Here is a 24,830-nt window from a genome sequence, read left to right on the forward strand (position 1 = left end):
CGCAGGATTAATTAAAAATAGAGTTAGTAGATGTTTTGATGAATATTTTCGACATCTATAATTTATTGTTGACAAAAAATATAAGTTAACGAATTCTTAACTCCAGATAAGTGCATCGGGAGGAGCCTGTAACTGTATTTTTAAAGGATACATGCTATGGTTCCGCAGGAAAACAAACGCGACTCTACCATCTTATCTTCAGTAAAAATTGGGTCTTACGGCGTGATCGGAGTTGTGTCCGCCGTATTCATGTCGTCCGTTGCTCCGCCTTTATTTACGTCTTCATCAAGCAGAGCGGTCGTCAACGCGCCCATTACTCCGCTAACCTCACCGATTGGCGGCACAGTTACTGGTTTTGCCGGCACCTCGGCGGGAGATGCATCACCATTTTCTGCAATTATACAAAATGATCGCGTCGATCGCTCGACACTCATCGGTCTTCAAATGCAGATGGGGTCGTTGCAAAACGAACTCGATCTTAAAAAATCAATCCTCGCTGACTATCGTGATCGCATCGCCGATATGGAAGGGGATTTGGAGAGTCAACGACAGGCAGTGCTCGCACTATCGGAGAACGCGCTCGAAAATGCTAATATCTCCATGAGGTCGGCAAAGCTGAAAGCCGAAACCAGCAAGATTAACCTCAATCGTCAGCTTCGACTTATCGATAAAGGAGCGGTTGCAGGAACTCAGTTGGAGATCGAGAACAAGTTGGCGGAAGAAGAAGCCTCCACAGAGGCAGCAATCGTCAATACCGCCCGGCTTCAGGCCATTCTCGATAATCTGAAGAATCGGGTCTATGTCGGCACGGAAAACGAGTCCCTTTCAAATCTCGAACGGGAAATCAGGGCGAGGAAAGCCGATTACTCCCAGATAGAGTTGCAGGCGGCATCGCTGGAAACGCGCAAGACGGAATTAGCCACTCTGCTGGGAGCGGAAGATGCGCGTGTTGCCCGACTGAACAAGGCGGAGATCGCCGCGGATCCATCTTCCGTTCTTTATCGTACGGTTGCACAAGTTGGAAAACAGGTGAGCCCTGGCGATACCGTGGCAGAGGCCATTAATTGCCAAAACGCCTTTGTTGTGGCGATTTTCTCCGAGCGGGAAGCCCAGGCGCTTTCGGTCGGCTCGAATGTGAACGTCACGATTGGCAACGACCGTACTCCCCTTACCGGCGTTGTCACACGCCTGGTGCCGCGGACAACGGAACGGGTCGATCTTGATTACGCCGTACCTTTCCCGCCAACAGAACGCCGTGAACTCTACGCCTATATTTCTCCAGATGAGGCCAGCCGACAGGACCGCCGTCAAATGGCGAAGTTCTGTTCGGTTGGAACATGGGTCAGCGTATCCTTGAAGCGGCAGTGGGTCGATGACGCCCAATCGGCGTTGGCAGCGGGCGCGGATCGCGTCTATGACGGGGGTCGATATCTGGCCCGGGAACTCAGACCGCTGCGCAAAGACCTGGAGAAGGTAGCCCGAGACGTCGTGGAGTATACGGCGACGACCGCAACAGCTGCTTTCACCTACGCGCAAAATACCGTCAGTCAGGGCTATCTGGCGGTCTCTTCATTGCTCGCGCCCGATGATCGCGAATTTGAAGCCGCCAATCGCCCCGTTCGGTCGTTGGAACCACCTCGGAATAGCTGACGACGCAAGAGGATAGAGTGGGCCTGAAGCGGATTGCGCAAAGGCCGTGAAGCATTTTTCGATAGCGACCTGCGATAGAAAAACGGATGAGCGTCACGCGCGAATCTGAAAGATCGCGACGCGCTTTATGAAAGCCCTCTCTATCTAAGCCATCCCTCAATCTCAGCATCTGCAACCATAGCCCGAAAATCGGAATCGATTTTCGGGACGTAAGATTGCATCGAAATAAACAACGAGAGCAATGGAACTGAAGCGGTCCTTGCCGGACTTGCTCCTTAGATTCAAAGCAGGACTAACCGCCATGACGTTCCGGTTCATGCTTCTTCTGCTGGCGCTCCTTCCCCTCTCCCCGTTGAGAGCCTTCGCCATGCAACAGGAGCAGGCAAAAGAACTCTGCAGTTCTATGCAGAAACACCAGGATAGCAACGCTGGCTTGATCGCGAGTTATCCATCCTTGCCGGATGACGAACGCTCGAAGGCACTGAAGGATGTAGCATTCGTTTACGATAACGCATTGGCCAGCATGGCATTTCTGGCATGTGGCGATCTTGAATCGGCTAAACGAATTGGCGACGGGCTGATCACGGCACAGGACCATGATCGACACTATAGCGATGGGCGGTTGAGAAACGCCTATCGGTCAGGCGCCATCTCTACACCGGTAAACCTTGCTGGATGGTGGGATGAAAAATCCGCACGATGGCAGGAGGATGCATATCAGGCCAGCACCGCGGTTGGAAACATGGCCTGGGCAGCCCTTTCACAACTGCATCTTTACACGGCAACAGGTGACGATCGGTATCTGCAGTCGGCCAAATCAATGGCGCGCTTCGTATCGCAGTTCGATACTGGAAATGGCGTCGCAGGAGGCTTCGCCGGTTTTGAGCCATCCCCCTCGCGCGTGCCGTGGAAGTCGACGGAGCACAATATCGACGTTGCGGCGCTGGGATCATGGCTGACCGAAATTGATCAAGACCCGCAATGGAAGCGCTTGCGATGCAGCAGCAGGGATTTCGTCCTGTCCATGTACCGACCTGGCAAGGGATTTCTCATCGGGACGACATCGGAAGACATCCCCAATGTCAATGCTGGCACCTATCTCGACGTTCAACTCTGGCCATTTCTCGCCATCGATCCGCATGAATTACCGGCCTGGAAGGACGTACGCTCAATCATCGACATCAAGAATGCCGTCGCGAACGGCTATGATTTCAACGATGATCGTGACGGCGTGTGGATGGAAGGAAGCGCTCAGGCTGCTCTTCTTTTCACCACCTTCGGAGACCACGGCAAAGCGGAGAAGTTGCTCCACACCATCATGACCAATCGCGATCCGTCAACCGGCCTCATCTTGGCAACAGACAGACCGCAAATCTCCACGAAGCTGACCGTCGGAGCGGACGGCAGCGGAGGAGACTTCAATTACTATCGCTGGCCTCATCTTGGCGCGACCGCCTGGACGGTTCTCGCCATGATGGATTTCAACCCTTTCGTCGATCAAAGAGGGCGTCATGCTGTTCGGGATAGAAAACAATGTTCTTGAAATCTTGCTCTTCGATATCGGCGTAGCGCTTGGATTTCTGGCATTTTCGAAATTGTCGTCGCCAGACAATCCGATCGATCGATATATATTCAGCGCAATCGTCTTCACTTCGCTTTCGCTCTACCTCATCTGGCGCGCGGCCGACACGTTGCCAGAGGCTGAACTGACTTTCGAGGCCGTGTGGCAATATATATATTTCACCTTTGAAACCATCTCGATCGTCTACGCCTTGGCCTCGATCATTATTCTGCTGAGACGAGCCGACCGCACCCCGCAAGCGAACGCGGCGCAGCAGGCCATGATTGCGACGGATACATTCCCCTCGGTCACGGTATTCATCTGCACCTACAACGAGCCTCTGCACATTCTTGAGAAATCGATGTTCTGCGCCAAAGCGATGAACTACCCGAAGCTGAATGTCATCGTCTGCGACGACACGCGACGGGAAGAAGTGAGAGCCCATTGCCAGGCAGTCGGCATCGAATATCTAACCCGCCCGGATAACAAGCATGCCAAGGCGGGCAATCTCGACAACGCTCTGAGAGCGACGAATGCAACGGAAAATCCATCGGACTTGATCATGGTGCTGGACGCCGATTTCGCGCCTCAGGAAGATTTCCTGCTGCGTGTCGCCGGCATGTTCCGTGATCCGAAAATCGGATTGGTGCAGACACCGCAATTCTATTTCAACTCCGATCCTATACAGCACAATCTCGGACTGAGCCGAAGCTTCGTCGACGACCAGCGAGTCTTTTTCGACACGTTCCAGCCCGCCAAGGATGCCGTCGATTGTGCCTTCTGTGTCGGTACGAGCTTTGTTGTACGCCGGGCCTACGTCAATGAACTCGGCGGATTTCCGCATGACGCGCTGTCAGAAGACATGCTGCTGACCTACCGGCTGCTGGAAAAAGGCTATGTCACCCGCTGGCTCAACGAGAAACTCAGTGTCGGCCTCTCGGCTGAAGGCATCCCGGAATACATCACCCAACGGACCCGCTGGTGTCTCGGAACGATCCAGATCGGCCTGTTGAAAACCGGACCGCTCTGGAGAGGTAAGTTTTCCCTGCGTCAGCGCCTGCATTACCTGCATGGACTTTTGAACTGGCTCTGCAAACCCTTCATCCTGTGCCTCTTGCTTGCGCCGTCCATCTACTGGTTCCTAGGCGTTGCCGCACTTCAGGCCGACGAACTCCTGTTCATGAAATACGGCATTTCTTCCTTGTTCATTTTCTGGATCTACTCCGCCTGGATATCGGGCGGTCGCACACTACCAATATTCACCGAAGTGACTCATGCGCTGACGGCGCTGCCCGTCACCATGTGCCTGCTCCAGGCGATCCGCAGCCCCTTCGGCAAACCCTTCAAAGTCACGGAAAAAGGCGGAGATCGCTCCGCCATTCGCATTCACAGGCCTACAGCGCTCTTCTTCGGCATCGTGGCCTGCCTGTCCGCAGCCTCCATCCTGTCAGTGATCTTCGGCCTGGACAGGCCGACCGAACTATCCCCAGCCGATATCCTCAATCTCGTCTGGTCTGCGGTTGCAATGCTGATTTCCTTTATCAGCCTCATCGTCTGCGTGGAGCTTCCACGCTTCGGGAAAGAAGAATCGATCGCGGTCTCTATTCCGGCGACAATCCGCAGCGGAGGAAACACCTTCTCCACCCAAATTACGTCGCTCTCGACGGAGCAAATCGAGCTTTCCGTCCCCTCATCAGTGCTGTCGGGCGAGTTGCTGATACCGGGCGCCGGGTGGCTTGAGTTGACGCAAGGAGATCGCGGCGCTTTCACCATCAAACCCGACATCGAGCAAAAACGGTGGGTGCTGCAACAACTTTTCGGGCGCTCACCCAGTCACATTGCTGAAACTGGCAATTTGATACAGTCGCTCCAGCTCCTCATGAAGCGAGCGCTTGCCAGCTGAAACCTGTCCTGCACCGACGCGTCGCTCCGTTTTGCGGTACCCATCTAAACATGGATTGAGGACCCGCAGTTGCTACAGTCAAGCCCGCTCTAAGCATGAGCGGTCGCTGTAAGATGGCGGCGCGTCTCTCTTATGCACTCCTGGGCCTTGGCCCGCGGCCGTACAGCTAACGCATGCCCCCTGCCTCAAAAGGGAACTGCGCCCATCGTACAGAGTTATTCTCCATCATGAGGAGATAAATCTATGAGAGTTCTTGGTGCAGCGATTTGCCTCGTATCCATAGGCATATTGAGTGGTTGCGTAGGCGACCAATATAGTCGCTTTGACTATCGTGGAGCAGGCTTACGTGGCCAGTCATGCGATAACGGCCAGAACGATGTATCCCACCCTTATGCCGGTAAGTGCGACTGGCGGCGCGAGAACGGAAGGGACTGGGCTGATAGCGGCTCGAACAATAACATCTATCGCAGGAGATAATGCCGGTCAGACACGCGTGAGCTGTGTAAGCACTTGAGCAAGGCCGTAGCGACGACCTGCAAGCAATTGGAAAAATTGCGAATGCAGGGACACACCGGAACCTGACACGAACGACACGGTATTCTTCTAAATCATTGGAAACATTGGAGCGGGTAGCGGGAATCGAACCCGCGTATTCAGCTTGGAAGGCTGCTGCTCTACCATTGAGCTATACCCGCGGCGGTGATTTTGATCCGTGCAGAATGGTGGAGGGAGTTGGATTTGAACCAACGTAGGCTGAGCCAACGGATTTACAGTCCGTCCCCTTTAACCACTCGGGCATCCCTCCAATATTCTGCGAGGATCAAGCGACCAAGCTTAGTCCAGATGTCCGTTCGGCGCTGCGCCGTTCGTCGTCTGTGGCCGCGTATATGACGGCCCTTCATCGTTCTGTCAACACGATGTGTGTCGAAAATTCAGGAAAAAATTCGAGTGGTGTCAAAGCCCTGTGGATGGCTCGAGCTGACGCGGTGGGGACTGGCGCGGATGCCGTGGCAGAGATATAAGGCGGCATGAGCAAAGACGATCCCAAAGACAAATCCACCCGCGATACGCACTATGCCAATCTTCGACGCGCTGTGCGCGACGGTAAGCGCGAACGCGGAGAAATCCCCACGCCGCCCCAACAGAAGCGCCGAAACAAAGGCGGGGATGACTGGAAGCCGCCGCAGCTTGGCGCCGACCAGGTCTATCTTTATGGCCTGCATACGGTGCGTGCCGCCCTCGCCAACAAGGAAAGGCAGCTCATCAAGCTGTCCGTGACACAAAATGCCTTCGCGCGCCTGGAAATAGGTGAAGCTGACGCCCAGCCCTTCCCGGTCGAGATGGTCGCACCGCAGGACATCGACAAGGTTCTCGGCCCGGACGCCATCCATCAGGGCGTGATGCTGGAAACCCGGCCGCTGCCGGTTCGCAAGCTTTCGGCTTTGAAGGAAAGCCCGTTGATTCTGGTCCTCGATCAGGTCACCGATCCGCACAATGTCGGTGCCATCATGCGCTCAGCCGTTGCCTTCAACGCCGGCGCGTTGATCACGACCATGCGCCACAGCCCGACCGAATCCGGCGTGCTGGCAAAATCCGCATCCGGCGCGCTGGAAATGATCCCCTATATCCAGATCACCAATCTGGCGGATGCTCTGGGTGAACTCCACAAGCTCGGCTTCACCTCCATCGGCCTCGACTCGGAAGGCCCCGCCCCTATCGAGCAGACCTTCAGCGGCGACAAGATCGCTCTGGTTCTCGGTGCAGAAGGCAAAGGCCTGCGTCAGAAGACACGCGAAACGGTCACGCATCTGGCGCGCCTCGACATGCCGGGTGAGATCAAGTCGCTGAACGTCTCGAATGCGGCCGCCATTGCGCTTTATGCAACGCGGCAGTTTTTGACGAAGGCGTGAGAGTCTGTCCGGTGGATCGAGCAAAGATATCGGGCATGGATCGCTGCTGCGTCACCAAGCCCGTACTCGCCAAGGCTGGATAAGCCGGGCCAATGACGCGGCTGGACCCGAACGGATCGAGGCCTTCTTTGCCGGGCGTGGCTATGAAATGCATCGCCACGATACATATGCCATCGGCTGTACGCTGTCCGGCGTGCAGAGCTTCCAGTATCGAGGTGCCGTGCGCAACAGTATTCCCGGCGGAACCATAGTCCTGCACCCGGATGAGCCGCATGATGGGCAGGCGGGAACGGATGACGGATTCCATTACCGCATCGCCTATGTCGAACCGGCCGCCATCCAGTCCATACTTGGTGGACGCCCGCTCCCCTACATTCAGGGAGGCATCTCGGAAGATCGCAGGCTACTTTCAGCCGCACGCCGAATCCTGCGCGAGGTAGACGATCCGATCGAGACCTTCGAATATGAAGATGCTCTCTTTGAACTGGCCAACGCCCTTGCGGCTGCGGCCAACCCACACACGCTGGGGCGTAGGAAGCAGGTGGACTATTCATCCGCCGAAATGGCGCGGCAATATCTCGCCGAGCGCCCACAGACAGTGACTCTCGAACAGATCGAGACCATATGCGGCCGAGACCGGTGGAGCCTGTCGCGCGACTTTCGCGCTCTCTTCGGCACAAGCCCCTACCGCTACCTCACGATGCGACGGCTGGATGCTGTGAAGACATCGTTGCGTAACGGGTCCGGCCTGGCGGATGCCGCGTTTTCGGCAGGCTTTGCCGATCAGAGCCATATGACGCGCCAGTTCTCAAACGCGTTCGGCGTATCGCCCGGACGGTGGCTCACGTTGACACGAGAGCCGCGGTAGGGCTGCAAGATCGTTCAAGACGCTCAGGACCTCGCTGGCTAGGGTCGACCTTCAACAAGGGAGACCTCGATGACCACAGCTTACTCACCCATTCGCTTCACCGAAAAATTCGATCTGTTGAGAGAGCGGTGGCAACCCCGCGTCGTTGCGGAAATGAACGATTATCAGTTCAAGATCGCACGCCTACAGGGCGACTTCATATGGCATCACCACGCAGACACCGACGAGACCTTTATTGTTCTGGAAGGCACGCTTCGCATCGATTTCCGTGACGGAGATGTCACACTGCAGGCCGGAGAGATGTTTGTGGTGAAAAAGGGTGTCGAGCACAAACCCTTTGCCGAAGAGGAAGTGAAACTTCTCCTGATCGAACCGAGAGGGGTTCTCAATACCGGAGAGCAAAAGCATGAGAGAACTGCTGAGAATGACATCTGGATTTAGAGGGTGGTTCCCTTCCAAACACAGCGACCCATCCAACAAAAGCGGTGCCCCTTTTCACGCGACATGTTGTAAGCTCTTTCGACCCCGAAGCGCCGTGCGTCCAATCGGGCACACAAAGGTCGCTCTATCTATTTGAATCTACGCATCGTGCTTTCCGAAAATCGATTTCGATTTTCGGAAAGCACGATGCTATAGAATCGCAAGACTTCAAACAGCCATGGAGAGACAACCCAATGAACCAAACCCCAAAGCCCACCGGTGAACTGACGCTTCGCACGCTGGCCATGCCGGCCGATGCCAACCCGGCAGGGGATATTTTTGGGGGCTGGGTCATGTCGCAGATGGACTTGGCAAGCGGCATTCGTGCCGCTGAACGGGCACGCTGTCGCGTGGTGACGGCAGCGGTGAAGGAGATGGCCTTCGAACTGCCGGTCAAGATCGGCGATACGCTCTCGATCTATACGGACATCACCCGCACCGGACGTACCTCGATCACCCTTTGCGTCGAGGCATGGGCGCAGCGCTCACGCTACGACAAATTGGAGAAGGTCACGGCTGGCACCTTCATCATGGTGGCGATGGATGAGAACGGCACGCCAGCACCGCTTCCGCCACAGAGCCCGGTCGACACGATCGAGGTGTGATCTGTAAGTCGCTCGCCTCCAACGAATTTTGAGAGAGGCGTCCGCATCTTTCGATCTCTCACACTGCCCCCACCTCATAAAGCCTTGGCAAGTCTTCACATCGTCCTTTCAGAAACTCGGTAGCGAGTCCTAGAGGACGGTGTTTCAATTTGCTCTATCTCCCAATCATAGCTCGTTGACAGAGACTTAGCCTTTGCTATGTTGCAGTGCAGCGACGTGGAGAACCTTATGACGGACACTGTGACGCGACAGACCCTGTCGGAACGAACCGATGCACAAATACGAGAAGTTCTGACCGGGCAGAGGCGCGGTGTAGGCTCACTGCTACTCTTCGCAGGACCGGCTGTTGTTGCCTCTATCGCCTATATGGACCCCGGCAATTTCGCGACGAACATCCAGGCGGGCTCGGGTTATGGCTACTCGCTGCTGTGGGTCGTCCTGATGGCAAATCTGATCGCAATGATGTTCCAGGCCTTATCGGCCAAACTCGGCATCGTAACCGGACGCAATCTGGCGGAGATGTGCCACGACCAGTTCTCCACACCGGTCAGGATCGTCATGTGGATCGTCAGCGAAATCGCCGCCATGGCGACCGATCTGGCAGAGTTCCTTGGCGGTGCGATCGGCCTATCATTGCTCTTCGGCATGCCGCTGCTTGCCGGCATGGCGGTCACAGCCGTCGTCACCTATGGTATTCTTCTGTTCGAGGGTCGCGGCTTCCGCCCCATGGAACTGATCATCGGGGCCTTGGTGTCCATCATCGGAATTTGCTACGTCATCGAGATGTTCATCGCACCGGTTGACTGGGCGGCAGCCGGTCTGGGCGTGATCACCCCCTCCATGCCGGATGCGACGGCGCTGACAATCGCGGTCGGCATTATCGGCGCTACGGTCATGCCGCACGCGCTCTATCTCCATTCGGGCCTCACACAGCATCGTGCCACGGCCCGCAACGACGCCGAGCGAAAGAAACTTCTGCACTTTTCCAACTGGGAATGCGTCATCGCTCTTGCCGTCGCGGGCATGGTCAACATGGCGATGGTGATGATGGCCTCGGCGGCGTTCCATGCCGGCCATACGGATGTTGCGGAGATCGAAACGGCCTATCACACGCTCACACCCTTGTTGGGCGGTGCCGCGGCGACGGTGTTTCTCATTTCGCTGATGGCCTCGGGCATGTCGTCTTCCGCCGTCGGCACCATGGCAGGGCAGATGATCATGCAGGGTTTCGTCGGTTTCCATATCCCGATCTGGCTGCGCCGCCTCGTGACCATGCTGCCGGCATTTGTCGTCGTGCTGATGGGCGCCAATACCACCGATGCGCTCGTCTACAGCCAGGTCGTGCTATCCTTCGCCCTGCCGATTCCGATGATCGCGCTCGTGATGTTCACGCGTAATCCCGCGATCATGGGCAGCTTCGCCAACAAGCGGTTGATCGACATCGCGGCCATTGTCGGCACCGTCGTCATCCTGTGCCTCAACGTGGTACTGTTGCTTCAGACCTTTGGCGTTCCGGTCCCCGGCCTGGGTTGAGAGCATTCCGTTCATACTTTAGAAAGTCATAGTCTGGGCCAGCTTGTGACCAAAGCGTTCATAAAGAGTCTCGACCGATGAAGCAGACCACGTCCAGCGAGAGCCGACTGTCCTCCACCGAGGTCGAAACGCATGCTGAAGCCTTTCAGAAAAGCCGGGAGGCACGGCGCAGCGAACTCATGGAAGACTATGTCGAGCTGATTGCTGACCTCATCGAGCATTCCGGGGAGGCACGTCAGATCGATATTGCCCAACGTCTCGGCGTCAAGCAGCCAACGGCCGCCAAGATGTTGAAACGTCTCGCTGAAGAAGGACTGATCACGCAACAGCGCTATCGCGGCATTTTCCTCACGCAAGAGGGCCAGCAATTGGCAACACAGATGAGACGCCGCCACGAGATCGTCGAAGCCTTCTTATGTCGTCTCGGTATCGATCCTGACACGGCACGGGCCGATGCCGAAGGAATTGAGCATCATGTCAGCGAAGAGACGCTGAAGGCGTTCCAACGCTTTCTGGAAGAAGGATAGAGAGACCTATCCGATAAAACGCTGCTCATATTTTGAGATAGGCTGACGACCTGTCGAAAGCCAATCCCGGGAAAACGCCATTGGTCAGAGCTTCGCTACCGACATCGAACTGACGATAGAGCATCGCGGCAGCGATTTCGCGCACATCGCCGGTCGGCATCAGGTCCCGGTCGTCCAGCAACTGACCGTCACCCAGCCCCGGCCATTTGCCCAATACCCTGCCGCCCTGAATGCCACCTCCGGCGAGAATTGCGACGCCGCCCGTGCCATGGTCTGTGCCGCCAGTGCCGTTTTCTCTTGCCGTGCGGCCGAATTCGGTCATCGCCAGAACCACGGTCTTCTTCCACACGTCGGGTCCAAGCGCGTCTTTCAGCGTCGTCAGCGCAATCGTCAGGTCTTTCACGGTGCGGGCAAATTGCGCCTTCTGGCCTGCATGCGTATCCCAGCCATCGACGGAGAAGCTGGCGATACGGTAGTCTTCGCGCAGCATGCCGCCCGCAAGTTTGGCAATATCGCGAATCCCCTCCCCGCGCTTCTCATCCTGGAACAGCTGCTCCGCCGCCATGTCGGTTCGCAACGCTTCGGCCAGCACGCGGCTGAACTCGGCATCATTGGCATAGAGCCGCTTGAAGAAACCGACCTCATCCGCCGCCATTGTCATGTTCGAGCTAGAGGCCCAGACATCCGCCTCGTTCGGACCGGATAAAATAAGCTCCATCGATGTATTGATATCGATAGCCTTGCGATCTTCAGATCGCGGAATGGCGGAAAGCGCCCGGTTAAGCCAGCCGGTGCGTTCGCCATGCACCGCCTCCGCACCGCTCTCCAACATATCCTGCCCATCGAAATGGCTGCGCTGGTCGCGATAAGGCGTCGAAACCGCATGAACGAAGGCCAGTTCCTTCGCCTGCCACAGTGGCATTAGCGCGTCAGCCGCAGGGTTCAGGCCAAAGTGACCGTCAAGATCGATCAGGCCGTTGTCGGGCTTCAACGCCAATGTCGGGCGAAACTGAGCAAAGGCCGGGTCGCCATAGGGCTGCACCAGATCGAGCCCGTCCATCGCACCGCGCAGAACGATCGTGACGAAACGGTTCTCGCCAGGCATTGCGGCAAAGCTGACCGGAGAGAAAGCTGGCACAGCGGCCGCACAGCAAGCGGTCATCAAGAAGCTGCGGCGGGTCAACATCATATCCTGAGAGAAGGCCATGTCCTATCTCCTGTTGAATTCGGGGGAAGACAGCGCCAGCGTCAATCCGCTGACACGGTTCGGCGCCTGCCCCACCACACGGATCGTGTCGTCGCGCGCCTGATCGGCCAGCGACACTTCGAGAAGCTTCTTCGGTTCCATATCCTTGCCAAGCGTGCCGGATGCCTTGCGCGCCCAAAGGATGCGCTCGCTCATCTGGCTGGGCGAAAGCCACGACGCGACGCCCTCCTCAAAACCGGCTGGGCTCGGCGGTTGCCAGACCGGCTGGCCCATGCGGCGAAGGGCTGCAAGCGTCAGCGTGCGCGCAAGGCTGGCCTTTGGCTTTGGCAGCTGCGCCGGAGCGGATGGCATCGCAGCCTTCATATCCGCAGCCGGCTTTTCCATCACCATCTGTCCGCCGTCGGTCGACAGTACTGGCGTCATCCCTGGGCCGCTGCTCTTCAGCGCCTCCTGGGCTGCGGCTGCGATTGGCGTATCGAACGGCGTATAGCTATCATCACCATCCGGAGACATTCGCTCGCGCCAATTCTTCCGGGTAATGCCGAACGCTCGAAGTCCGGAGACGACATAGTCGAATGGCAGTTTCATCTTCGCGCCGGGGTCCTGCCACGCACGCGGATGGTCGAGCATCGCGGCGTAGACCTTGGCCAGATTGCCATTGCTCGCCTTCCATTCTTTGACCATCGCGGTGATCACGTCCGGCGGCGGATCGTCGGCGATAAAGTGGGTGACAAGTTTGCGGCAGATGTGCTGCGCCGTCTCCGTCCGGCTTGCCAGATCGTCCAGCATGACAAGACAGTCATCGGCAGAGCGCGGCTCGCCACCATATTTGACGCCCAATACCTTCATCTCGCCCGGCTCTGCCATGCCAGGACGAAACAGCATCTCGTAGCGATCATCCACAGTCATTCCGGTCAGAACCAGTGCTGCGGATCGGACATCGGTCTGGGTATAGCCGCTGCCTGCACCCATCGTGTGCAACTCGATCAACTCGCGCCCGAGATTTTCATTCAGGCCCTTTTTGCGATTCTTCGCCGCTGCCGATTGCGGGCCGGTCGACTGCGCCTGATCGAGATAGATCAGCATCGCCGGATGCAGCACTGACGCCTGCAACAGATCGCGAAACGATCCCGCAAGATGCGGACGAATGGCCTCCACTTCATAGAGTGGCGTGATCATCCGCATCGGAAACGATTTGTGTCCGTTGACAGAGAAATGGTCGAACCAAAATGCGGCCAGCCGCTCATGAAACCCATAGGGTGAGAATGCCGCCTGAAGCACCCGGGCAAGGCTATCGCGCTGGAAGCTCTGCTCTGCCTTGCGCTGCAATTGCTGCCTGGCTTCGCGATCACTTTCCGCATCTTTCTTGGCGATATTCAGCGCTTCAAACCCCTTGGCGAGGTCGTCGGCCCTTTGCCGCGCATCGAAGGCACCGCCGACGGGAAAGAAGCTGTCTTTCAAGGGCGCATCCACGAGCTGCACCAGCAGATCGTCAGGATTGCGGCTGAGTATCTGGTCCGGCGCAAGACCGTAACCATAGCGGATCGCCGCCATCGTTGGAGAAAACGGAGCCATGCCTGCCACTCCTGCCAACTATCGATGGAGGGGAGAATTCCAGCCAATTCCGGCGGAAAAGCTGCAAAACTGCGGCATTTTGCCGACATGGACAATTTGTAATCCACCACGGCAATGCGAATAGACCAAACACCGTCAGAGCAGCTCACATTCGATCGGCTGTATCAATTGCTAAAAGCCTTAGCCCTTGCAAAGCCGGTGCAGGACCTCCTGTGTCGCCTTTGCCGCAGTGACATGATGGCGAAACTGTGCCACTTCATTGTCCATGAAACTTATTCGCAGGATCATGCAGGATCGCAGTTCGGCTGGCGCTGTCGCAGTGCTGGCCTTGCTGTTGTTTCTGCTGCAAGGCCTTGCGAATGGCGTGGCTCACGGCAGTATGGCGGCCACGGCCCTTGCAGCCGATGACATCATCTGCGCGGCTCATATGCCGGATGGCGGCACGCAGAAGCAGTCGCCTGCGGAAAAGCTCGCCAATAGCTGCTGTGGCACACTCTGCCGCCTTGCCTCCGCGTCCTTCACCGCGTTGCTGGCAAGTCCGACCGAAATTGCCGGGCGCGTCGTTCCGCATGTTCACGTCACCCTGTGGCGCTGGAACAAAAACAAGATCTCTGCACCGCCCACGCGCGAGCAACAGCCTCGCGGGCCACCCTCTCCGTCTCACGCATGATCCAAGGCGCTTTCCCCGCATAGGGAGAGGCGCCGAGAACAATCGGCCTCTTGGCTGATTACGGGCGTATCGCGCCGAAATTGCCGGTCCCTCCCGGCAATTTTGCGATGCGACCTGCGTTGAAATCTCCAGCGGGCACGTCGCCAACAGGATAGATGCGACCGCCTGCACCGTTTTATGGAGCCAATAATGTCGATCAGCACCACCTCCGTGGGTGAGCGCGTGAGCGCGCAGTCATCGCTCAATCTCTATCGCGCCGTCTGGCGCTGGCACTTTTACCCCGGTCTTTTCGTCCTGCCCTTCATGATGACGCTGGCCATCACCGGCGGGCTCTATCTCTTCAGGGATGAGTTGGACAATGCCTTCCATTCCAAGCTGAAGCGGATAGAGGTGGCAGATACGGCGACAGCCGCCCTACCTTCCACAATCATCGCCAACGCTGTCGCAGCTGTCCCCGGCACCGCCGTCAAACTCACCAAACCTGCTGATCCCGGCGCGTCGACGGAAGTCACCGTGAGCACCCCGGAGGGCAAGCGCGCCGTCTACGTGAATGGCTATACGGGTGAAGTCCTCGGCTCCCTGCCGGATCGCGGCACCGTCATGTGGACGGTCCGCACCCTCCACAGCCTCAAATATTTCGGCACCTATGCCCGCTACCTGATCGAGATCGCCGCTGGCTGGTCGATCCTGCTGGTTGCAACCGGCATCTATCTCTGGTGGCCGCGCAACCAGACCGGCGGCGTGGTCTCGGTTCGCGGCACACCGAAGAAGCGTGTCTTCTGGCGGGATATGCATGCCGTGACCGGCATCTTTGTCGGCGCCTTCATCGTCTTCCTCGCCATCACCGGCATGCCATGGTCCGGGGTCTGGGGCGCGAAGGTCAATGAATGGGCCAATGGCAGCAACTTCGGCTATCCGGCAGGCGTGCGCGTCAACGTACCGATGTCGGGCGAGCGGCTCGACGATGTATCGAAAACCTCATGGTCGCTGGAACAGGCAAAGATACCGACCTCCGACAGTCACGATCATGGTCAGCATATGGAGCCCTCGCCCGCCATGCCCATGGATCACATGGCGATGAACCATGACCTTAGCAACCAGACGCCAGCCGCCATCGGGATAGACAAAGCCATAGCGCGCTTCGATGATCTCGGCCTCGCTGGCGGCTATGCTGTGGCGCTTCCGACGAAGCCCGAGGGCGTCTATAGCGGATCGATTTACCCGGACGATCTTTCCAAACAGCGGGTCATCCATCTGGATCAATACACCGGCAAGCCACTGATCGACATGCGCTACGCCGATTACGGGCCGCTTGGCCGCGGGCTGGAATGGGGCATTAATGTGCATCTGGGTCAGCAATTCGGCCTTGCGAACCAGATCGTGCTGGCGCTCGCCTGCGTGGCCATCATCCTGCTCGCCGTGTCGGGCGGCGTCATGTGGTGGAAGCGACGCCCGAAAGGCTCGCTCGGCGTTCCGCCCATGCCTCAGAGCAAACGCACCCTTTATGGGCTTGCCGCCATCCTCGCCATTGGCGGCGTCATCTTCCCGCTGGTCGGCACCAGTTTGATCGTGATGCTGATGCTGGATCTTGCCGTGCAGAAAATCCAGCGACGAAACAAGTCTCTGTCGCTACGATCTTGAGTAACTGAACATGAGGGTGACGAGCAATCGCCGTCACCCGATCCTGTAAGCCTTGCAAACCCGGTCTTCCGTCGTTCGGTATGTCCTGAATCCAATCGCCTCGTAATAGGCCTGGCCCATCTCATTATCCGCCCCGATGCTGGCATCGATATCTTTCAGCCCGAAAGCTTCGGCGGCCTCGAGCGTAGCCTTGAACAAAGCCTTACCGACACCTCTTCGCCCAGCAGAAGGGCTGACATGCGTTCCAATGATGCCCCAACCTTCTGCCACGCCATAGGGATTACCGGCAGCCGTCGCGAGCTTCAGCGACTGGAAGCCAAGAATGCCCCCATCCTCATCGACAGCGACCGTGCAGGCGATCCGGTCGGGGTCCGAAATATAAGTCTTCGTGACGATCGCGACATCCGTCGGCGCCTTTCGAAGGCCCGCCGCAAAGATCTCGTTCTGCACCGCCGCCATTCCTGGCGCATCCTCTACCGTTGCAGGGCGCCGTGAGCATGGAATCACCTCTTATCTACAAGCCTTGAAACTTGGCCTCGATCCGCCGTCCACGGCGATGCCAAACCAATATCTGTTTATCTTTTCCTTCGTAAGCCATGGAAGACACGTTTTGATAAGACGGACATCAGTCGGACCGCATTGCCCGTCGAAGCGGGCTAAAAAGCCGGTGGAAACGCCGTTGACGACCTCTTGTTCCACACGCCCATCGTTTCCTTTTTGTACTCGTTTTTTAGCCTTCACCCCTTCCTTTTGGACATGATCCTCTCCATATTCTGCCCATGGCCAGATCACCCAAAAAATCCTCCGAACACTCCAGCTCCAATGGTTTCGAAGAGATGCCCCAGGCATCCTTTGAAGGCGCTCCCCTCTCAGGCTCTGTTGCCGATTGGGTGAAGCAGCTGGAAGCGGAAGCCGAAGCGACCTCCGTGGAAACCCAGCGCGAAGTCGCCTCAAAGGCGGGTAAGCACCGCAAGAAGATCGAGATCGAAGCGCGCAAGGAAGCCGAGAAGGCTGCCGCCAAGGCCAGCAAGACGCCGACGGCGTCCAAGACCTCGCGCGGCGTGTCCATCGGCGGCTCATCCGATCCGAAGACCCGCGCCGCCGCCGGTCTCAACCCGGTCGCTGGCATGGATGTCTCGCTGGAGGACGCCAAATCTCTGGCGCCCGGTGCCGTGACGGCCACGGTGGATGCGCTCTCCAAGCTGATCGAAAGCGGCAACCCTCTGTTCAAGGACGGGAAGCTGTGGACGCCGCACCGCCCTGTCCGCCCCCCGAAATCCGAAGGCGGCATCGCCATCGAAATGGTGACGGAGTACAAGCCCTCCGGTGACCAGCCGACGGCGATTGCCGATCTGGTGGAAGGCATCAATTCCGGCGACCGCTCCCAGGTGCTGCTGGGTGTCACCGGCTCCGGCAAGACCTTCACCATGGCCAAGGTCATCGAGGCGACGCAGCGCCCCGCTGTTATCCTGGCGCCGAACAAGACGCTGGCTGCCCAGCTCTATTCCGAATTCAAGAACTTCTTCCCAAACAACGCGGTCGAGTACTTCGTCTCCTATTACGACTACTACCAGCCGGAAGCCTATGTGCCGCGCTCGGACACCTATATCGAGAAGGAATCCTCGATCAACGAACAGATCGACCGGATGCGTCACGCCGCCACCCGCGCCATTCTGGAACGAGACGACTGTATCATCGTCGCCTCCGTCTCCTGCATTTACGGTATCGGCTCGGTGGAAACCTACACCGCCATGACCTTCCAGATGCAGGTGGGCGACAAGCTGGACCAGCGCCAGCTGCTGGCCGACCTCGTGGCCCAGCAATACAAGCGGCGCGACATGGATTTCCAGCGCGGCTCCTTCCGCGTGCGCGGCGATACGATTGAGCTTTTCCCCGCCCACTTGGAAGATGCCGCCTGGCGCATTTCCATGTGGGGAGACGAGATCGAGAGCATCACAGAATTCGATCCGCTGACCGGCCAGAAGACGGGCGATCTGCAATCGGTCAAGATCTACGCCAACTCGCACTATGTGACCCCGCGCCCGACGCTGAACGGCGCGATCAAGTCCATCAAGGAAGAGCTGAAGCATCGTCTGGCCGAGCTGGAAAAGGCGGGCCGCCTGCTGGAAGCGCAGCGCCTGGAACAACGCACCCGCTACGATATCGAAATGCTGGAAGCCACCGGCTCGTGCAACGGCATCGAAAACTATTCGCGCTACCTCACCGGCCGCAGCCCCGGAGAGCCGCCACCGACCCTGTTTGAATATATCCCGGACAATGCCCTGATCTTCATCGACGAGTCCCACGTCACCATTCCGCAGATCGGCGGCATGTATCGCGGCGACTTCCGCCGCAAGGCGACGCTGGCCGAATACGGTTTCCGCCTGCCCTCCTGCATGGACAATCGCCCGCTGCGCTTCGAGGAATGGGACGCCATGCGTCCGCAGACCGTCTCCGTCTCCGCCACGCCCGGCGGCTGGGAGCTGGAACAATCCGGCGGCGTCTTTGCCGAGCAGGTCATCCGCCCGACCGGTCTTATCGATCCGCCGGTGGAAGTACGCTCCGCACGCACGCAGGTGGACGACGTTCTCGGCGAGATCCGCGAGACTGCCGCCAAGGGCTACCGCACCCTCTGCACCGTGCTGACCAAGCGCATGGCCGAAGACCTGACCGAATATCTGCACGAGCAAGGCGTGCGCGTCCGCTACATGCACTCGGATATCGACACGCTGGAACGTATCGAAATCATCCGCGACCTGCGCCTTGGCGCCTTCGACGTGCTGGTGGGCATCAACCTGCTGCGCGAAGGCCTCGACATTCCTGAATGCGCTTTCGTCGCCATTCTGGATGCGGACAAGGAAGGCTTCCTGCGCTCCGAAACCTCACTCGTCCAGACGATTGGCCGTGCGGCGCGTAACGTCGATGGCAAGGTCATCCTCTATGCGGATAACATCACCGGCTCGATGAAGCGGGCGATGGAAGAAACCAGCCGCCGCCGCGAAAAGCAGATGGCCTATAATGAAGCAAACGGCATCACGCCGGAATCGGTGAAGGCCAAGATCTCCGATATTCTTGATTCAGTTTATGAACGCGACCACGTAAGGGCCGATATTTCCGGCGTTTCCGGCAAGGGCTTTGCCGATGGCGGCCACCTCGTCGGCAACAATCTGCAGGCCCATCTCAACGCGCTGGAAAAACAGATGCGCGATGCCGCTGCCGATCTCGACTTCGAAAAGGCTGCTCGCCTGCGCGACGAAATCAAGCGCCTCAAAGCCGCCGAACTCGCCGCCATGGACGATCCCATCGCGAAAGACGAAGCACGATCACAAGAGAGCGGAAGCAGGTCCAGAAAAACTGGATCGAGCGCCAACCGCGAGTCGATCTCCCCCCGTGAGGGGGAGATGTCCGGCAGGACAGAGGGGGGCACCCCATCCGCCGACACCAACGGCAAATCCCTCTTCGCCAAACCCTCACTGGACGACATGGGCCCCGGCACGGACATGGTGAAACCGCTGTTCCGCAAGAACACGCTGGACGAAATGACCGTCGGCCGCACGGAAAAACCCGTTCGCGGCGCGGTGCCGGAAAAGCCAGCAACCGAATCCGGCAAGCGCTTCTCGCCACTTCTGGAAGGCCAACCGGAACGCGCCAGCGGCGACAAGGACGATCCTCGCCCGTTGAAACGCGGCAAGGTCGGCGTCGGCTCCTATGAAGACCCCGGCGAACAGAAGCGTAAGAGCCGAACCAAAGGCAAGACGGGCAGACCGGGCCGATAGTTGCCCTTACGAAACGCGGGAACTTTCGAGCGTGCGACGGCATTCCCGTTGCGCGCAATGAAACGGAAGGAGAAGCGATATGCGGCGACACCCCCTTGCTCTTTCGGCCCTGGCTCTCGCTTGCCTCACCGCACCCGCCCTTGCCGGCACGCTCACTGACGCCACCTTCCACAGCAATGCGCTGAACGCCGATCTTCCGGTGAACATCTATCGCCCGGATGGTCAGCCGCCGGAAAATGGCTGGCCGGTTCTCTATCTGCTGCACGGCCATGATGGCGACCAGAACAGCTGGCGCGACCTCGGTAATATCGAAAAGACGTTGGACGATATGATCGCCGCAGGCTCGATCCGCCCGCTGGTCGTGGTCATGCCGGGCGTGAAGAACAGCTGGTATGTGGATTCCGCCGCCGTTGACGGCCCCGGCGATTACGAGACCGCCATCACCGGCGATCTGCGTGTGCATGTGGAAAAGACGCTGCCGGTGCGCAAGGATAGGCAAGGCCGCGCCATTGCGGGCCTCTCCATGGGCGGCTTCGGCGCGCTGCATCTGGCCTATGCGCATGAAGATCTTTACGCCGCCGTTGCCAGCCTATCGGGTGCCATCTGGCAGAACGTCCCCGCCTCCGATCTCGACAAGACACCCGCCGAGTTGAAACTCATCCAGGACAGCGCTTTCTTCCACCGGGTCGATCGCGCCACCATCACCAGCGGCATCGTCCTCCCCTCCACCGGTGACCACTTCTCCGGCGCCTTCGGCACGCCCTTCGACGCAAGGCTGTTCAATGAGAAAAATGTATTCACCCTCGTCGCCCAACACATCGCCGAATCCCAGGACCTCCCCGCCACCTACCTGACCGTCGGAGACGACGACGGCTTCTACCTCTGGCGCGGCGCAGTCGCCCTGCACGAAACGCTACAGGCCGATGACCGCAAGTCGGAATTGCGCATTACCGATGGGGATCATGTTTGGTCGCTGTGGAAGGTGTCGATAGTCGATGCGTTGAAGTTTGTGGATGGGGAGTGGTGAAAGGCACCGTTGTTTTTAGCGCTTACTTTTCCATTCAGCTAACATTTCTTCAATTTTCCCTAAATAGGGAGACATCGTTGCGTTGGGCACAAGCCTTTTATTGAGTAGCTGGACAACATTCTTATCATAACCAAGGTGCTTAGCTAAATTGAAGATCAATTTCGCTCGGTTTTTAGGAAAAGACATGTTGATCATTACGTCTATGAATCGATAAAATTGAGGCTTACTTATCGTTTCCCCAAACAAGTCTCTTCTATATACTTGCCTGAAATTAGATATCGATTTTGCGGAGAACTCGCTCCTTTCGCTGACAAATCCATCGATAAATTTTTCGTATCCAGGATTTTCGATATATAATTTTAAGAAGCAAACCAGCCTCTCCTCCTGCGCCCCTAGTTTCGTTAGCACAACAACATCTTTTTTTATCTCTAATTTTTTTATTTCATCCAAAAAATCGGTGTCTGTATCAACATCGATCTGTGTTGCTCTGTCATAAATTACTTTAGACAGATCTAGGTTTGTCAGAAGCATACCCCTTAGGTCTTGGCCCCGAATATCAGCGCCCTCAAGATCAGTTCCGACGTAAAAGTAACGAGGATCTACGCCAGCAATAATTGCAAGTTTCCGGAGATCCGTCGTATCAGCGTCAAATATTTCTAAAATCTTGTCCGCCCAATGCATCTCATAATCCAGACTGATCAACGGAAACGTAAGCTAAGTCTATCGCGCAAAACGGGTCTGAGATGTCGGCTTGATCGAAACCTTCTCTGGCCAACATTTGCCTAATATAGGCTTCGGCAGCGATGTAGCGATTTTTGAAGCCATTTCCTTCTATTATTTTCCTCCACTTACTCTCGTCTTTAATCGCGATATCAGAGATTAGTAGATCCTCCCTCAGGCAGCGAATACGTATGTTCACAACCGGTGGGATTCCTTTGCTTCGATCTTTTCTTTCATCAATCAGGATCAGACGGGGCTGCAAATTACAGTCCCAAGGCCTACCACTGAGAGCAGGTCCGACAATCGTAGTCAGCTCCCATTTGTAGTGTCCCTCCTGAGTTAGCGACTGCTCAACATCGATGGCAGAAAAAGCCTGCTTCTGTTCGATGACCTCTTCTAAACTTTTAGATCCATCGACTGAGAATCCAGCGTTGCCAGAAAGCGGATAGCCGCCGTTTGGTGTCCCTATCCCCATCTTGGCCTTTAATGCGCTCAGTGCGCTCTTTTTGTGCGTAGCAACTTTCGTTCCTGCCACCAGAATAGTATCTCTTGAAACAGAACTTCGAACGACTGAAACTGGTTCAGTTTCCGGAATTATTAGGATTAGTTCGGCGCGCTTCACCCTCAACTTGAAGCGCAATTTCGAGTTATCTTCTCCACCAATGCGCCCCTCCCTAAAGACAACGTCCGCATGAAGGCTCATGTGCGATGCTCGTTCGGTGGCTTGTTGCCAAGCCTCCAAGCTCACGACTTCCGAAAGAATTTTTTTATTATTAAGCGAACTTCTCAAAACAACGTCCTCTACCCCACAGTTTTAACGAGCTTAGACATACAACTAAACAAATCAATTAGGATCGTTTGAATTTTGAATATATGGAACAAAACCCGCACCCACCCGTTCTTCCCCCGAACGAAAGGTTCAGCATAAAAAAGGGAAGAAACATTCATGAAAAACAAGGTTTTCGCACTCGCTGCCGTTGCAGCACTGACCTCCTCCGTCGCTTTCGCACAGACGGCTGCACCTGCCGCTCCGGCTGCACCTGCGCCTGCCGCTGCTGGCTCTGACGCGATGCTCTCCGGTCCAGGCTTCACCATGGGCACCAAGCCAGCTGGCCCGCTGAAGTTTGTAAACGTGCAGAAGACCGACCTGACCGCTGATCAGCTCGAAGGCATGAACATCTACAATGCCCAGAACGAAGAAATCGGCGAAATCGAAGACGTCGTGATCGGCGATGGCAAGGCTGTCATCGGTATCGTTGCCAGCGTCGGCGGCTTCCTTGGCATCAACGAAAGCTATGTCGTTCTCGACCCGACCTCCGTTGCCATCAACAATGACAACGGCACGTGGAAGGCGCACGTCGACACCACCAAGGAAGCGCTGCAGAACGCGCCGAAGCTGGACTACGACAAGCTCGACGATTGATCGATCGCACGCGCCCTCGGGCGATCGATCAGCGGCCCCTGCGCTCTCAGCGCCGGGGCCTTTTTCATGCACGATTGAGGCTTGGACCATTGAGCCGCTAAACGTCCCATGCATCGCCGTATGCCGATTGTCCCGGCGCTCGTTCCGTGAGGAACATGCGGTGTGCGCAGGCAAAGCACATGAGCATCGAGCACATTCGCAAGCCGCTTGCCCGCTCACCCTCCCATCGCTTATCGTCCCTTCAATGATCAACAGGACTTTCCGCTTGCCCCATTCGCGCCCCCTCGCCGCCCTTGCGGGCTTTCTCGTGGCATCGCTGATACCCATGGCCGCAACGGCGCAAACCGGCAATTGGCAGCCCTCCGAACAGATAAAGACCTACGCCATATCGGGCAGTTCCGGCATCGAGCTCTACCGATCCATCGGCGAGCGTGGGCCACAGGCCGGTGTCCAGGCCGTTGCCCACACCACCTTCAAGCTGACGTGGCGGCGCGATTACCGCCCGCAGCCTGATGGCTCCTGCGTCCTGGCGACCGCGCGTCCCAACCTGACGATCATCTACACATGGCCGAAGGCGCCCGCGAAACTGCCATCGGATGTCGCCGCCAGCTGGCAGCGCTTCATTGCCGGCGTGGAAAAGCACGAACGCGTGCATGGCGAGCATATTCTCGACATGGTGAAGAAGATCGAAGCCTATAGCGTCGGTCTGCGCGCCGAAGACGATCCGAAGTGCCAGAAGGTGCGCGCCGTCTTACAGCAGCGGCTGAAGGAGCTTTCCGACGAGCAGCGCCAGCGCGGGCGGGATTTCGACAAGGTCGAACTCACCAATGGCGGCGCGGTGCATCAGCTCATCCTCGCCCTGGTCAACGGCCCCTGAAAAACGTCCGGTGTAGGCCGATCACGTTCCGGACATGAACGTGAAGCGGAGCGACGGAGTCATCCACGCGAACAGGGATTGCACCGCGGCGCTGAGACAGACGGATTTACTCCGCCGCCTCGCCCTTCAGCACCGGCTCGGCCATGATCGCCCGTTCCAGCTCATAGGAATAGCCTTCCAGCATCGTATAGGCTTGCTCGATGACCTCGATCTGATGCTCGGCATTGCGGATCGCTTCGGCGAGCGACTGGCTGCGTGCGCGCAGCATGGAGCCCAGCACATCCGTTTCCGGCTTCATGCCGAGCCGGTCCATGTGCTTGCGCACACGGGTGCGATGGCGTTCGAGCTCGAGGATATGGAAGCGGCTTTTGAGAATATCGTCGGTCAGCTTGCGCCGCATGGCGGCAACGGGATCGAAACTGCCCGGCTCACGCTCATCGAGAATGAACTCATTCACCAGCGTTTCTAGCATCAACAGACCCTTAAGATCCTTGGGGTCAGCCAATTGCGGATCATAGCCGGTATCGTCGAACACCTTGCGGCGCACCGGGTCCTTCAACAGGTCATAGGCCAGTTGCAGCTTGGCGAACTGATCGGCATCGCCGCCGCTGTCCGGGTGGGCATTCTTCGCCGCCTTTCGATAGGCAGCCTTGATCGCAGCCTCATCAGCCTCGCGCTCAACACCCAGCAAAACATAAGGATCGATCACCGAAACACCTGTACTCGCATTACCGAAATCCGCCTTTGCAGGTGATACCACGCACAAAGGCTAACGGGATCATACGCAATTTTCACCCGCCACGGCACCCCTCGCCTGCGGTTTTGAACGTAAAACGCCGAACCACCGAAGAGGCACAGGAACTGAAACGCCGCGCCG

Annotated in this window: 21 protein-coding genes and 2 tRNA genes; 15 read left to right on the forward strand and 8 right to left on the reverse strand. The window is 57.4% G+C overall.

The features are described 5' to 3' along the window. Nucleotides 1-156: 156 nt before the first annotated feature. The 3 genes from QE435_RS22245 to QE435_RS22255 all read left to right on the forward strand — a co-directional run bounded on the left by QE435_RS22245 (nt 157) and on the right by QE435_RS22255 (nt 5,114). Nucleotides 157-1,650, forward strand: coding sequence for an HlyD family efflux transporter periplasmic adaptor subunit (locus QE435_RS22245; protein ID WP_349042668.1), 1,494 nt, complete (start codon nt 157-159; stop codon nt 1,648-1,650). A gap of 301 nt (nt 1,651-1,951) precedes the next feature. Then, the gene (locus QE435_RS22250; RefSeq protein ID WP_349042669.1) at nt 1,952-3,193 is read left to right on the forward strand and encodes a hypothetical protein; all 1,242 of its coding nucleotides are present in this window, start codon (nt 1,952-1,954) and stop codon (nt 3,191-3,193) included. Continuing rightward, nucleotides 3,162-5,114: a glycosyltransferase family 2 protein gene (locus QE435_RS22255; protein WP_349042670.1), complete on the forward strand. Its 1,953-nt coding sequence runs from the start codon at nt 3,162-3,164 to the stop codon at nt 5,112-5,114. Before QE435_RS22250 ends, QE435_RS22255 begins: the two co-directional genes overlap by 32 nt. 621 nt (nt 5,115-5,735) lie before the next feature. Here QE435_RS22255 and QE435_RS22260 read toward each other — a convergent pair. Together QE435_RS22260 and QE435_RS22265 are read right to left on the reverse strand one after the other, a co-directional pair. Then, nucleotides 5,736-5,809 (reverse strand) — tRNA-Gly (locus tag QE435_RS22260). A 25-nt stretch (nt 5,810-5,834) separates the two neighbouring features. Continuing rightward, nucleotides 5,835-5,919, reverse strand: a tRNA-Tyr gene (locus QE435_RS22265). A gap of 223 nt (nt 5,920-6,142) precedes the next feature. On the opposite strand from QE435_RS22265, the gene rlmB reads away from it, so the two are divergent. The 6 genes from rlmB (at nt 6,143) to mntR (ending at nt 11,037) form a co-directional block, all read left to right on the forward strand. Then, complete coding sequence (gene rlmB / locus QE435_RS22270) at nt 6,143-7,024, forward strand: 23S rRNA (guanosine(2251)-2'-O)-methyltransferase RlmB (protein WP_349042671.1); 882 nt, start codon at nt 6,143-6,145, stop codon at nt 7,022-7,024. A 115-nt stretch (nt 7,025-7,139) separates the two neighbouring features. Further along, nucleotides 7,140-7,892 carry an AraC family transcriptional regulator gene (locus tag QE435_RS22275; protein WP_349042935.1) on the forward strand — a complete coding sequence of 251 codons (753 nt, stop codon included), beginning with the start codon at nt 7,140-7,142 and terminating at the stop codon, nt 7,890-7,892. 69 nt (nt 7,893-7,961) lie between these two features. Continuing rightward, nucleotides 7,962-8,333 carry a cupin domain-containing protein gene (locus QE435_RS22280; protein ID WP_349042672.1) on the forward strand — a complete coding sequence of 124 codons (372 nt, stop codon included), beginning with the start codon at nt 7,962-7,964 and terminating at the stop codon, nt 8,331-8,333. A 233-nt stretch (nt 8,334-8,566) separates the two neighbouring features. After that, complete coding sequence (locus tag QE435_RS22285; protein ID WP_306933287.1) at nt 8,567-8,977, forward strand: acyl-CoA thioesterase; 411 nt, start codon at nt 8,567-8,569, stop codon at nt 8,975-8,977. 228 nt (nt 8,978-9,205) lie between these two features. Beyond that, on the forward strand, nt 9,206-10,510 hold the full coding sequence (locus QE435_RS22290) for an Nramp family divalent metal transporter (RefSeq protein ID WP_349042673.1): 1,305 nt from the start codon (nt 9,206-9,208) through the stop codon (nt 10,508-10,510). Nucleotides 10,511-10,587: 77 nt separating this feature from the next. Further along, nucleotides 10,588-11,037: a manganese-binding transcriptional regulator MntR gene (mntR, locus tag QE435_RS22295; protein WP_309771218.1), complete on the forward strand. Its 450-nt coding sequence runs from the start codon at nt 10,588-10,590 to the stop codon at nt 11,035-11,037. A 25-nt stretch (nt 11,038-11,062) separates the two neighbouring features. On the opposite strand, the gene QE435_RS22300 is transcribed toward mntR, so the two are convergent. Together QE435_RS22300 and QE435_RS22305 are read right to left on the reverse strand one after the other, a co-directional pair. After that, nucleotides 11,063-12,244, reverse strand: coding sequence for a DUF1501 domain-containing protein (locus QE435_RS22300; RefSeq protein ID WP_349042674.1), 1,182 nt, complete (start codon nt 12,242-12,244; stop codon nt 11,063-11,065). A 3-nt stretch (nt 12,245-12,247) separates the two neighbouring features. Beyond that, the gene (locus QE435_RS22305; RefSeq protein WP_349042675.1) at nt 12,248-13,819 is read right to left on the reverse strand and encodes a DUF1800 domain-containing protein; all 1,572 of its coding nucleotides are present in this window, start codon (nt 13,817-13,819) and stop codon (nt 12,248-12,250) included. A 265-nt stretch (nt 13,820-14,084) separates the two neighbouring features. On the opposite strand from QE435_RS22305, the gene QE435_RS22310 reads away from it, so the two are divergent. Together QE435_RS22310 and QE435_RS22315 are read left to right on the forward strand one after the other, a co-directional pair. Continuing rightward, nucleotides 14,085-14,489 (forward strand): DUF2946 domain-containing protein, encoded by a 405-nt coding sequence (locus tag QE435_RS22310; RefSeq protein WP_349042936.1) that lies wholly within the window; start codon nt 14,085-14,087, stop codon nt 14,487-14,489. Nucleotides 14,490-14,678: 189 nt separating this feature from the next. Next, entirely contained in the window at nt 14,679-16,130 is a 1,452-nt protein-coding gene (locus QE435_RS22315) for a PepSY domain-containing protein (RefSeq protein ID WP_349042676.1), read from the forward strand. A 33-nt stretch (nt 16,131-16,163) separates the two neighbouring features. Here the strand turns inward: QE435_RS22315 and QE435_RS22320 are convergent, their stop codons facing one another. After that, the gene (locus tag QE435_RS22320) at nt 16,164-16,589 is read right to left on the reverse strand and encodes a GNAT family N-acetyltransferase (RefSeq protein ID WP_349042677.1); all 426 of its coding nucleotides are present in this window, start codon (nt 16,587-16,589) and stop codon (nt 16,164-16,166) included. Between the two features lie 320 nt (nt 16,590-16,909). Here QE435_RS22320 and uvrB point away from each other — a divergent pair, with 320 nt between their 5' ends. Together uvrB and QE435_RS22330 are read left to right on the forward strand one after the other, a co-directional pair. Continuing rightward, the gene (gene uvrB, locus QE435_RS22325) at nt 16,910-19,906 is read left to right on the forward strand and encodes an excinuclease ABC subunit UvrB (protein WP_349042678.1); all 2,997 of its coding nucleotides are present in this window, start codon (nt 16,910-16,912) and stop codon (nt 19,904-19,906) included. A 79-nt stretch (nt 19,907-19,985) separates the two neighbouring features. After that, entirely contained in the window at nt 19,986-20,933 is a 948-nt protein-coding gene (locus QE435_RS22330) for an alpha/beta hydrolase family protein (protein WP_349042679.1), read from the forward strand. A gap of 15 nt (nt 20,934-20,948) precedes the next feature. On the opposite strand, the gene QE435_RS22335 is transcribed toward QE435_RS22330, so the two are convergent. Further along, nucleotides 20,949-21,614: a hypothetical protein gene (locus QE435_RS22335; RefSeq protein ID WP_309771226.1), complete on the reverse strand. Its 666-nt coding sequence runs from the start codon at nt 21,612-21,614 to the stop codon at nt 20,949-20,951. Between the two features lies 1 nt (nt 21,615). Then, nucleotides 21,616-22,443 carry a hypothetical protein gene (locus tag QE435_RS22340; RefSeq protein WP_349042680.1) on the reverse strand — a complete coding sequence of 276 codons (828 nt, stop codon included), beginning with the start codon at nt 22,441-22,443 and terminating at the stop codon, nt 21,616-21,618. Between the two features lie 156 nt (nt 22,444-22,599). Between QE435_RS22340 and QE435_RS22345 the strand changes: the two genes are divergently transcribed. Next, entirely contained in the window at nt 22,600-23,076 is a 477-nt protein-coding gene (locus tag QE435_RS22345) for a PRC-barrel domain-containing protein (protein ID WP_306933311.1), read from the forward strand. A gap of 325 nt (nt 23,077-23,401) precedes the next feature. After that, nucleotides 23,402-23,953 carry a DUF922 domain-containing protein gene (locus tag QE435_RS22350; protein WP_349042937.1) on the forward strand — a complete coding sequence of 184 codons (552 nt, stop codon included), beginning with the start codon at nt 23,402-23,404 and terminating at the stop codon, nt 23,951-23,953. 106 nt (nt 23,954-24,059) lie between these two features. On the opposite strand, the gene QE435_RS22355 is transcribed toward QE435_RS22350, so the two are convergent. Continuing rightward, the gene (locus tag QE435_RS22355) at nt 24,060-24,662 is read right to left on the reverse strand and encodes a J domain-containing protein (protein ID WP_306933314.1); all 603 of its coding nucleotides are present in this window, start codon (nt 24,660-24,662) and stop codon (nt 24,060-24,062) included. Nucleotides 24,663-24,830: the final 168 nt, after the last annotated feature.

The organism is Agrobacterium sp. SORGH_AS 787, assembly GCF_030819035.1.
Lineage (GTDB): Bacteria > Pseudomonadota > Alphaproteobacteria > Rhizobiales > Rhizobiaceae > Agrobacterium > Agrobacterium larrymoorei_B.

Excerpts from the sequence above, each read along its gene's own strand:
- QE435_RS22245 (WP_349042668.1), top strand. The coding sequence starts at position 157 with ATGGTTCCGCAGGAAAACAAACGCGACTCTACCATCTTATCTTCAGTA.
- QE435_RS22250 (WP_349042669.1), top strand. The coding sequence starts at position 1,952 with ATGACGTTCCGGTTCATGCTTCTTCTGCTGGCGCTCCTTCCCCTCTCC.
- QE435_RS22255 (WP_349042670.1), top strand. The coding sequence starts at position 3,162 with ATGCTGTTCGGGATAGAAAACAATGTTCTTGAAATCTTGCTCTTCGAT.
- rlmB (WP_349042671.1), top strand. The coding sequence starts at position 6,143 with ATGAGCAAAGACGATCCCAAAGACAAATCCACCCGCGATACGCACTAT.
- QE435_RS22280 (WP_349042672.1), top strand. The coding sequence starts at position 7,962 with ATGACCACAGCTTACTCACCCATTCGCTTCACCGAAAAATTCGATCTG.
- QE435_RS22285 (WP_306933287.1), top strand. The coding sequence starts at position 8,567 with ATGAACCAAACCCCAAAGCCCACCGGTGAACTGACGCTTCGCACGCTG.
- QE435_RS22290 (WP_349042673.1), top strand. The coding sequence starts at position 9,206 with ATGACGGACACTGTGACGCGACAGACCCTGTCGGAACGAACCGATGCA.
- mntR (WP_309771218.1), top strand. The coding sequence starts at position 10,588 with ATGAAGCAGACCACGTCCAGCGAGAGCCGACTGTCCTCCACCGAGGTC.
- QE435_RS22300 (WP_349042674.1), bottom strand. The coding sequence starts at position 12,244 with ATGGCCTTCTCTCAGGATATGATGTTGACCCGCCGCAGCTTCTTGATG.
- QE435_RS22305 (WP_349042675.1), bottom strand. The coding sequence starts at position 13,819 with ATGGCTCCGTTTTCTCCAACGATGGCGGCGATCCGCTATGGTTACGGT.
- QE435_RS22310 (WP_349042936.1), top strand. The coding sequence starts at position 14,085 with ATGAAACTTATTCGCAGGATCATGCAGGATCGCAGTTCGGCTGGCGCT.
- QE435_RS22315 (WP_349042676.1), top strand. The coding sequence starts at position 14,679 with ATGTCGATCAGCACCACCTCCGTGGGTGAGCGCGTGAGCGCGCAGTCA.
- QE435_RS22320 (WP_349042677.1), bottom strand. The coding sequence starts at position 16,589 with ATGGCGGCGGTGCAGAACGAGATCTTTGCGGCGGGCCTTCGAAAGGCG.
- uvrB (WP_349042678.1), top strand. The coding sequence starts at position 16,910 with ATGGCCAGATCACCCAAAAAATCCTCCGAACACTCCAGCTCCAATGGT.
- QE435_RS22330 (WP_349042679.1), top strand. The coding sequence starts at position 19,986 with ATGCGGCGACACCCCCTTGCTCTTTCGGCCCTGGCTCTCGCTTGCCTC.
- QE435_RS22335 (WP_309771226.1), bottom strand. The coding sequence starts at position 21,614 with ATGCATTGGGCGGACAAGATTTTAGAAATATTTGACGCTGATACGACG.
- QE435_RS22345 (WP_306933311.1), top strand. The coding sequence starts at position 22,600 with ATGAAAAACAAGGTTTTCGCACTCGCTGCCGTTGCAGCACTGACCTCC.
- QE435_RS22350 (WP_349042937.1), top strand. The coding sequence starts at position 23,402 with ATGGCCGCAACGGCGCAAACCGGCAATTGGCAGCCCTCCGAACAGATA.